Origin of the sequence: Aeromicrobium sp., from assembly GCF_032084975.1 — a bacterium.
Classification (GTDB): domain Bacteria; phylum Actinomycetota; class Actinomycetes; order Propionibacteriales; family Nocardioidaceae; genus Aeromicrobium.
Window position 1 is genome coordinate 1 of the sequence record NZ_DAMDLR010000096.1, and the last position, 8,366, is coordinate 8,366.

An 8,366-nucleotide genomic window follows, 5' to 3' on the forward strand; every position below is an offset into this window, starting at 1 on the left:
AGGGACCCGGCCTCGACGGCGGCGACGACGGCCTCCACGGCCTCGGTGAGCGCGGAGGGTTGGTCCGACGGCTCCGGGCCGAGGCACAGCAAATCGGCCCCGGCGGCCAGCGAGGCGACGGCGGCGCCGCCCAGCCCGAGGGTCCCGCTGGCGCCCGCCATGTCGAGCGCGTCGCTGACGATCACCCCGTCGTAACCGAGCTCCTCGCGCAGCAGCCCGGTCAGCACGGCGGGACTCAGCGTGGCCGGGCGGTCGGGATCGAACGCCGACAGGACCACGTGGGAGGTCATGATGGATGCCGCCTGCGCCTCGATCGCGGCCCGGAACGGCACCAGCTCGCGCTCGCGCAGCACCTCCGCCGAGGCGTCGACGCGCGGCAGTTCGAGGTGGGAGTCGGCGCTGGTGTCGCCGTGGCCGGGGAAGTGCTTCACGCTCGCCGCGACACCGACCGACGCCAGTCCTTCAACGTAGGCGGCGACGTGCCGGGCCACGAGCGTCGGGTCCGCGCCGAAGCTGCGGGTGCCGATGACGGGGTTGGCGGAGTTGCTGTTCGCGTCCGCGCACGGCGCCAGGTCCAGCCACACGCCGGCCTCCCGCAGCTCCGCACCGATCCCCGCGGCGACCGTGCGCGACAGCTCGACGTCGTCGACGACACCCAGGGCGGCGTTGCCGGGATGGGGACTGCCACCGGGCATGTGCAGCCGGGTCACGTCCCCGCCCTCCTCGTCGAGGGCCAGGATCCGCGTCGGGTCCAGGGCCGCGACGGCGCGGGCGGCCGGGCGGACGTCCCCGTCCTCGGACAGGTTGTCGCCGTAGAGGCAGATGCCGGCCAGTCCGTCCTCGAACGCCCCGGCCAGCCACGCAGGGACCTGGGGGCCGTGGAACGCGGCCAGCATCACGCCGTGGGCGTCGGCTCGCACCGAGTCGCTCATCCCTTCACCGCCCCCGAGACGAGGCCGGAGGTCATCCGGCCCTGGACGATCATGAAGAAGACGATCACTGGCACGGCGACCATCGTGGCGCCGGCCATCACGCCGGGCCAGTCGATCGCCTCGTTCGAGACGTCGGAGAGGCCCCGCAGCCACAGCGGCAGGGTGCGGTTCGAGGGATCCATCACCACGACGGCGAGGGTGAACTCGTTCCACGCCTGCAGGAAGCCGTAGACGCTCGCCGCGACCAGGCCGGGTGCCAGCAGCGGCAGGGTGATCGTGAAGAACGCCCGGGTGCGGCTGCAGCCGTCGACCATCGCGGCCTCCTCGAGGTCGATCGGCACGCCGTCGGCGAAGCCGCGCAGCATCCAGATCGTGAACGGCAGGATCATCGCGATGTACAACAGGCCCAGGCCGCCGATCGTGTTGTAGAGGCCGGCATCGCCGAGCATCTTGTACTGGCTGATGAACAGCGCCTCCGGGGGGATCATCTGGATCGCCAGGACGACGAGGATGAACTGGGTGCGCCCGCGGAAGCGGAACCGCGAGATCGCGACGGCGCCCAGGAACGCGCACAGCCCGGCGCACAGCACGGCGATCAGCGTCACGGCGATGCTGAGCTTGAACGAGTCGATGAACGCGTCGTCGAAGACCCGGGCGAACCCCGATCCGGTGAGGTCGCGGGGGAACCAGGCCGGCTCGGGGGAGCGCAGCCGGTCGGCGGGCTGGAACGCGCTGTTGACGATCCAGTAGACGGGGAAGACCCACAGGGCCGCGATCACGATCGCGAGGGCGCCCCAGAGGCGACGGCTCATGGTGCGCGTCATCGGGACTCCTTCAGCAGTGCGCGGACGTAGCCGGCGGTCAGCACGAGCGTCAGCACGAGCACGAACATCGCCAGCGCGGACGCCATGCCGTAGTCGCTCTGGCCGATGCCGAGCGTGTAGATGTAGGTGCCCAGCAGGTGGGTCTTGCTCGGGGTGCCGCCGACGCCCTGCAGGTAGTAGATCTGCGCGAACACGCGCAGGTCCCACACGACCTGCAGCAGCAGCGTGATCGTCAGGACCGGGCGGATCGTCGGGTAGATGATGTGGCGGAATCGCTGCCACGCGTTGGCGCCGTCCAGCTCACCGGCCTCGAGGGCGTCCTCGGACACCTGGGTCAGCCCGGCGTAGATGGTGAACATGACGAACGGCACGCTCATCCACACGACGATCACCGTCGCGACGAAGTAGAAGGACAGCGGGCTCGTCAGCCAGTTGTGGCCGTCGAAGGACTCGAAGCCCAGGCGGACCAGCGTCCAGTTGATGACGCCGTAGCGGGTGTCGAAGAGCCACTGCCACGAGGTCATCGCGGCGATCACGGGCATCGCCCACGCGAGGAGCATCGCGATCTGCAGGGTCAGCCGCGGCCCACGCGACACGTGCCGGAGCAACAGCGCCAGCGCGATGCCGATGAGCATCGTCACGATGACGTTGACGGCGCAGAAGGCCAGGGACCGGCCGACGACACCCCACATCTGGCGGTTGGTGAACAGCTCGGTGTAGTTCTCCAGGCCCACGAAGGGCGCCGGCTGGCCGAACTGCTGGGCCCGGCCGTACTCCTGGAACGACATCGCGACCTGGCGCACCAGGGGGTAGCCCATCGCCACCCCGAGGATCACCAATGACGGCACCAGCAGCGCGTAGGGCCCGAACCTGCGGGCAGCCGTCTGCGTGCTCATCGTCCCTCCCTTCCCATGGCGGTGTCCTGCGGGCAGACGGTGGGGCCCGGTCCTTCGACCGGACCCCACCGGCCCACTCAGCGTCGGTGCGTCACTTGTTCAGCTCGGCCTCGAGCTTGGCGTCGGTGGCCTTGGCGACCGTCGCGACGTCCTCGCCGCTGGCGATGGCACCGAAGAACTCCTCCATGACGCTCGACGTCTCGACGGCCGCCCAGTTCGGCGAGGTCGGGGTGAGCTTGGAGTTGCCGGCCGCCGCGATGGCCGCCTGGGCGAACTCGTCGTCGCCCATGAGCGACGTGAACTCGTCGTTCGCCGGGCCGAGGCCGTTCTTGGCGAGCAGCTGCTGGTAGTCGTCGCTGTAGATCAGCTTGAGCAGGTCGAAGGACAGGTCCTGGTTCTTCGACTTGGCCGACACGGCGATGTTCGAGCCGCCGGCGAAGACCGGAGCCGCCTCGCCGTCGACACCCGGCAGGGCGAAGGCGCCGAGATCGTCGGCCATGTCCTCGGGGACCGACCAGCGCGCCCAGCTGGGCGCCATGAACATCGCGGCCTCGCCGTTGACGAAGGGCGTCCAGGGCTCCTCGTCCTTGCCGTCCTTGGGTGCGGAGGTGGCTTTCTGCGTCAGCTGCTGCCACTGCTCGAGGCCCTTGACCGACTCGGGGCTGGACAGCTTGCCGACCCACGCGTCACCCTCCTGCACGGCGATGTCGCCGCCGTGCGCGAAGACCCAGCTGATGCCGTTGCGCCAGTCCTGGCCGGGCACCCAGAAGCCGCTGTACTTGTCGCCGCCCTCGGTCGTCAGCTTCGTCGCGGCGGCACTGAAGTCCTCGAGCGTCTTCGGGGTCTCCAGGCCTGCGTCCTTGAGCGCCTTCTTGCTGTAGAAGACGTAGCGCGATCCCCAGTAGTAGGGCACGGCGTAGAACTTGTCCTCCCACGTCCCGGCCTCGACGAACGACTCCGGGCCCATGGCACCGAGCTCGTCGGCCTGGTCCGTCAGGTCGGTGAAGGCGCCGATGCTGGTGAACGAGGCGGCCTGCGTGTTGCCGATCTCCACGACGTCGGGCGACTTGTCGCTCGGCAGCGCCGTGTTCAGCCGCGTCAGCAGCTCGCCCCAGTCGATGCGCTCGATCTTGAGGGTCTTGCCGTCGTGCTGGGCGGCGAACTCCTCGGTCAGCCAGTCGGTGGCCTCCGTCGGGGTGTCCTCCTTGCCGGCCAGCCACAAGGTGATGGTGTCGGACCCGGAGTCGGAGGACGAGTCGTCGTCGCCGCCCCCGCACGCGGCCAGGACGCTGAGGGCGATCCCGGCCACGGCCGCGCTCGCCACGAACTTTCGGAGCTTCATGATGTGCCTCTCATGGTGTGTGGTGGAGTGTTCGGCGCGACGCACCTCACACGACTCCCAGCTCGCGATGGCGCACCAGCGCCGCCGCCCCGGTCAGGACGAGCTCGTCGTGGGCGACCAGGCGGATCCTGATGCGCTGGGCGACGAAGGGGAGAGTCTGGCGCGCGACGGCGGCCCGCGCCGCGTCCAGCACGGGCCCGTCGAGCAGTTCGGTGGGTCCGTGCAGGACGACGTCCGCGATGCCCAGCGTCGTCACGATCGGCGTCAGCACCGAGCCGAGGAGGTCGCCGGCGTGGCTGCGCGCCTCGTCCGAGCCGGCCGCGCGCAGCGCCGGAGCACTGAGGAGCGTCTCGAGGCACCCGCGGTTGCCGCAGGCGCAGGGGGCGCCGTCGGGATCGACCACGATGTGGCCGATCTCGCCGGCCGAGCGCAGGGGACCGGCCACGGGGTGCCCGTCCACGAGGATGCCGCCGCCGACGCCCTGGCCGATCGTGACCATCAGCAGGCCCGCGTCGTCACCGTCGCCGAAGGCGCCCTCGGCGACCGCGGCGATGTTGGCGTCGTTGCCGACGCACACGGGCAGCTCGTGGCGCTCGGCCAGCGTGGCGGCGAGCGGCACGGTGTCCCACGCCAGGTTCGGCGCCTGCAGGACGACGCCCTCGTCGTCGATGATGCCCGGCGTGCCGACGCCGATGCCCAGGACGCGACGGGGCGCGCTCTCGACGAGCCGGGCGACGAGCGCGGACACGTCGTCCACGGCGTCGGCGCCCCGCGAGAACGGCGCCTGCTCGCGCAGGAGGACCCGACCGTGCAGGTCGACGACGGCGCCGTCGAAGCCCGAGTCGTCCGAGAGGTCGACCGCCACCATGACGGGTGCGCTCTCGGAGATCGCGACGAGTGTCGCCGGCTTGCCCAGGTGGGTGCCGGGGCGGGCGCCGATGTCGTCGACGAGCGACTCCTGGAGCATCTCGGCGACCAGGTCCGAGACCGTCACGCGGGTCAGCCCGGTGCCGCGGGCGAGGTCCGCCCGCGTCGTCGGTCCGTGGTCCATGAGGTGCTGCAGGAGCAGGGTGCGGTGGTGCCGGCGGGTGTCGGCCGGGCGCACCTTGCCCACGGCTCGGCGGGTCACTGTGGTCGTCGTCACAGAGTTAATAAACCAAACTAACTAAAGGTGGTCAAGGGGTTCGGCGCATGTGGGTGAGGACCGTGGGCTTCGCGGGGGTATCGTGGATCGCTGATCTCGGGCGCGCGTTGTCACGACGACGCGCAACGGCCCGCCGACATCCAGCCGGACAGGAAATCCTCCATGGCCTCAGTCATCGACACCGTCATCAGCCTGTGCAAGCGCCGCGGCTTCGTCTACCAGTGTGGCGAGATCTACGGCGGCACCCGCTCCGCCTGGGACTACGGTCCACTGGGCGTCGAGCTCAAGGAGAACATCAAGCGCCAGTGGTGGCGCTCGATGGTGCAGGGTCGTGACGACGTCGTCGGCCTCGACTCCTCGGTGATCCTGCCGACGCAGGTGTGGCAGGCCTCGGGCCACCTCTCGGCCTTCGTCGACCCGCTCGTCGAGTGCCTGCAGTGCCACAAGCGCTACCGCCAGGACCACCTGCAGGAGGCCTACGCCGAGAAGCACGGCGTCGACGATCCCGACTCGGTCGAGATGTCCGTCCTCGTGTGCGCCAACTGCGGCACCCGCGGCGAGTGGACCGAGCCGCGCATGTTCAACGGCCTGCTCAAGACGTTCCTCGGCCCGGTCGAGTCCGAGGAGGGCCTGCACTACCTGCGTCCCGAGACGGCCCAGGGCATCTTCGTGAACTTCGCGCAGGTGATGGGCTCGTCGCGCAAGAAGCCCCCGTTCGGCATCGGCCAGATCGGCAAGAGCTTCCGCAACGAGATCACGCCCGGCAACTTCATCTTCCGCACCCGCGAGTTCGAGCAGATGGAGATGGAGTTCTTCGTCAAGCCCGGTGAGGACGAGGACTGGCACCAGTACTGGATCGACACCCGGCTGAAGTGGTACACGGACCTGGGCGTCAACCCCGAGAACCTGCGCCTGTTCGAGCACCCCGCCGAGAAGCTCTCGCACTACTCCAAGCGCACCGTCGACATCGAGTACCGCTTCGGCTTCGCGGGCTCGGAGTTCGGTGAGCTCGAGGGTGTCGCCAACCGCACCGACTTCGACCTGTCGACGCACGCCCAGCACTCGGGCAAGGACCTGTCGTACTTCGACCAGGCCAACAACGAGCGCTGGACGCCGTACGTCATCGAGCCCGCAGCCGGTGTCAACCGCTCGCTGATGGCCTTCCTCGTCGACGCCTACACCGAGGACGAGGCGCCGAACTCCAAGGGCGGCGTCGACAAGCGCACGGTCCTGCGCCTGGACCCACGTCTGTCCCCGGTCAAGGCCGCCGTGCTGCCGCTGTCGCGCAACGCCGACCTGTCGCCGAAGGCGAAGGCCCTGGCCACCGAGCTGCGCCAGTACTGGAACATCGACTTCGACGACGCCCAGGCGATCGGCAAGCGCTACCGCCGCCAGGACGAGATCGGCACGCCGTTCTCGATCACGGTCGACTTCGACACGCTCGAGGACGACGCGGTGACGATCCGCGAGCGCGACTCGATGTCGCAGGAGCGCATCGCGCTGGACCAGGTCACCTCCTACCTCGCGGCGCGCCTCGTCGGGTGTTGATGATCCGTACCCTCGTCGCCGCCGTCGCCGCGCTGTTCGCACTCACCGCCTGCTCGGGCGGTGGGTCGAGCGAGCCCGCGGCGCCGAAGGCCGGCTTCGAGGTGCCGGCCGGCATCACGCTGACTGACCCGGGCGACCAGGAGGTCGGCACGACGGCGACCGTCGCGTACCCGGAACTCGAGGACGAGGCCGGCACCGCCCTGGCGCTCGGCGTCGCCGCGTTCACGAAGGCTCCGCGTCGCGACCTCGCGCTGTACTCCATCCCCGATGGGATGGTGCCGTACTACGCGCGCGTCATGGTGGCCAACCGCGGACCCGCTCCTGCCTCGTTCGCGCAGGGCTCGCCGTGGTGGCTGCACGTCGCCGGGGACACCCTGCTGCCGGCCAGCGCCTCGCCCGCCGGGTTCGCGAAGTGCCGCGGCCTGAAGGTGCCCGAGCCGCTCGCGGCCGGCCGCACGGTCAAGGGCTGCCTGCTGTTCCTCGTCCCGCGGGGAACGGTCGTGGAGTCGGTCGACTTCCAACCCGGCGACGTCACGACGGCGGTGCGATGGACACCCTGACCGCCGGCCTCGACCTCGGGAGCGTCCACGTCGACGTCCCGGTCGTGCTGGCGCCCATGGCGGGGGTCACGAACGTCGCGTTCCGTCGCCTGTGCGCCGAGCAGGGCGCCGGCCTGTACGTGTGCGAGATGATCACCAGTCGCGGCCTCGTCGAGGGCGACCGCGTGAGCCTGTCGATGCTGACGTTCGCCGAGGGCGAGGCGGTCCGCTCGGTCCAGCTCTACGGGATCGACCCCGAGACGATCGGCCGGGCCGTCTCGATCCTGTGCGGCGAGCACGGCGTCGACCACGTCGACCTCAACTTCGGCTGCCCCGTCCCCAAGGTCACGCGCAAGGGCGGCGGCTCCGCCCTGCCGTGGAAGGCAACGCTGCTGGGGCAGATCCTCACCGAGGCCGTGCGCGCCGCCGAGCCGTTCGGCGTCCCGGTCACGATGAAGACCCGCAAGGGCATCGACGAGGACCACCTGACGTTCCTCGATGCCGGCCGCATCGCCCAGGACACGGGCTGTGCCGCGATCGCGCTGCACGGCCGCACCGCGGCCCAGCACTACAGCGGTCGCGCCGACTGGAAGGCCATCGGCGAGCTCAAGGCCGCCGTCGACATCCCGGTCCTGGGCAACGGCGACATCTGGGAGGCGTCCGACGCCCTGGCCATGGTCGAGCAGACCGGCTGCGACGGGGTCGTCGTCGGGCGTGGCTGCCTCGGCCGCCCGTGGCTCTTCCGCGACCTCGCGGCAGCCTTCGAGGGACGCACGATCGCGACCCTGCCGAACCTGGGCGAGGTCACCGCCGTGATGCGCCGCCACGCCGAGCTGCTGGGGGAGTGGCTGGGCGAGGAGCGCGGCTGCGTCGAGTTCCGCAAGCACATCGCCTGGTACCTCAAGGGCTTCCCGGCCGGATCGCGCGTGCGCGACCAGCTCGGGCACATCAGCTCGTACCGCGCCCTCGACGCACTGCTGGACGAGCTCGATCCCACCGAGCCGTTCCCGGTCGCCGAGCTCGGCGTGCCGCGCGGCCGCCAGGGCTCGCCGCGCAAGGTCGTCCTCCCCGAGGGCTGGCTCGACTCGCGCGAGATGGTCGGCGCGATGGACGCCGCCGCCGAGAGCGACATCAGCGGCGG

8 protein-coding genes are annotated in these 8,366 nt (G+C 70.5%); 3 read left to right on the forward strand and 5 right to left on the reverse strand.

The window, feature by feature from the left end:
- The 5 genes from RT323_RS14985 to RT323_RS15005 all read right to left on the reverse strand — a co-directional run.
- A partial coding sequence (locus RT323_RS14985) for a glycoside hydrolase family 3 N-terminal domain-containing protein (protein ID WP_313409882.1) occupies positions 1-932 on the reverse strand: 932 nt, incomplete at its 3' end.
- The gene (locus RT323_RS14990; protein ID WP_313409884.1) at positions 929-1,756 is read right to left on the reverse strand and encodes a carbohydrate ABC transporter permease; all 828 of its coding nucleotides are present in this window, start codon (positions 1,754-1,756) and stop codon (positions 929-931) included. The genes RT323_RS14985 and RT323_RS14990, both read right to left, overlap by 4 nt.
- The gene (locus RT323_RS14995; RefSeq protein WP_313409886.1) at positions 1,753-2,652 is read right to left on the reverse strand and encodes a sugar ABC transporter permease; all 900 of its coding nucleotides are present in this window, start codon (positions 2,650-2,652) and stop codon (positions 1,753-1,755) included. Before RT323_RS14995 ends, RT323_RS14990 begins: the two co-directional genes overlap by 4 nt.
- Before the next feature lie 91 nt (positions 2,653-2,743).
- Positions 2,744-3,994: an extracellular solute-binding protein gene (locus RT323_RS15000; protein WP_313409887.1), complete on the reverse strand. Its 1,251-nt coding sequence runs from the start codon at positions 3,992-3,994 to the stop codon at positions 2,744-2,746.
- Between the two features lie 46 nt (positions 3,995-4,040).
- Entirely contained in the window at positions 4,041-5,138 is a 1,098-nt protein-coding gene (locus RT323_RS15005; protein WP_313409889.1) for an ROK family transcriptional regulator, read from the reverse strand.
- A 162-nt stretch (positions 5,139-5,300) separates the two neighbouring features.
- Between RT323_RS15005 and RT323_RS15010 the strand changes: the two genes are divergently transcribed.
- The 3 genes from RT323_RS15010 to dusB all read left to right on the forward strand — a co-directional run.
- Positions 5,301-6,686 (forward strand): glycine--tRNA ligase, encoded by a 1,386-nt coding sequence (locus tag RT323_RS15010; protein WP_313409890.1) that lies wholly within the window; start codon positions 5,301-5,303, stop codon positions 6,684-6,686.
- Entirely contained in the window at positions 6,686-7,246 is a 561-nt protein-coding gene (locus tag RT323_RS15015) for a hypothetical protein (protein WP_313409892.1), read from the forward strand. Before RT323_RS15010 ends, RT323_RS15015 begins: the two co-directional genes overlap by 1 nt.
- Positions 7,234-8,366: tRNA dihydrouridine synthase DusB (gene dusB / locus RT323_RS15020; protein WP_313409894.1), on the forward strand; the 1,133-nt coding region annotated here is incomplete at its 3' end. The genes RT323_RS15015 and dusB, both read left to right, overlap by 13 nt.

Coding starts and splice junctions, on each gene's coding strand:
- RT323_RS14990 (WP_313409884.1), bottom strand. CDS start 1,756: ATGACGCGCACCATGAGCCGTCGCCTCTGGGGCGCCCTCGCGATCGTG.
- RT323_RS14995 (WP_313409886.1), bottom strand. CDS start 2,652: ATGAGCACGCAGACGGCTGCCCGCAGGTTCGGGCCCTACGCGCTGCTG.
- RT323_RS15000 (WP_313409887.1), bottom strand. CDS start 3,994: ATGAAGCTCCGAAAGTTCGTGGCGAGCGCGGCCGTGGCCGGGATCGCC.
- RT323_RS15010 (WP_313409890.1), top strand. CDS start 5,301: ATGGCCTCAGTCATCGACACCGTCATCAGCCTGTGCAAGCGCCGCGGC.
- RT323_RS15015 (WP_313409892.1), top strand. CDS start 6,686: ATGATCCGTACCCTCGTCGCCGCCGTCGCCGCGCTGTTCGCACTCACC.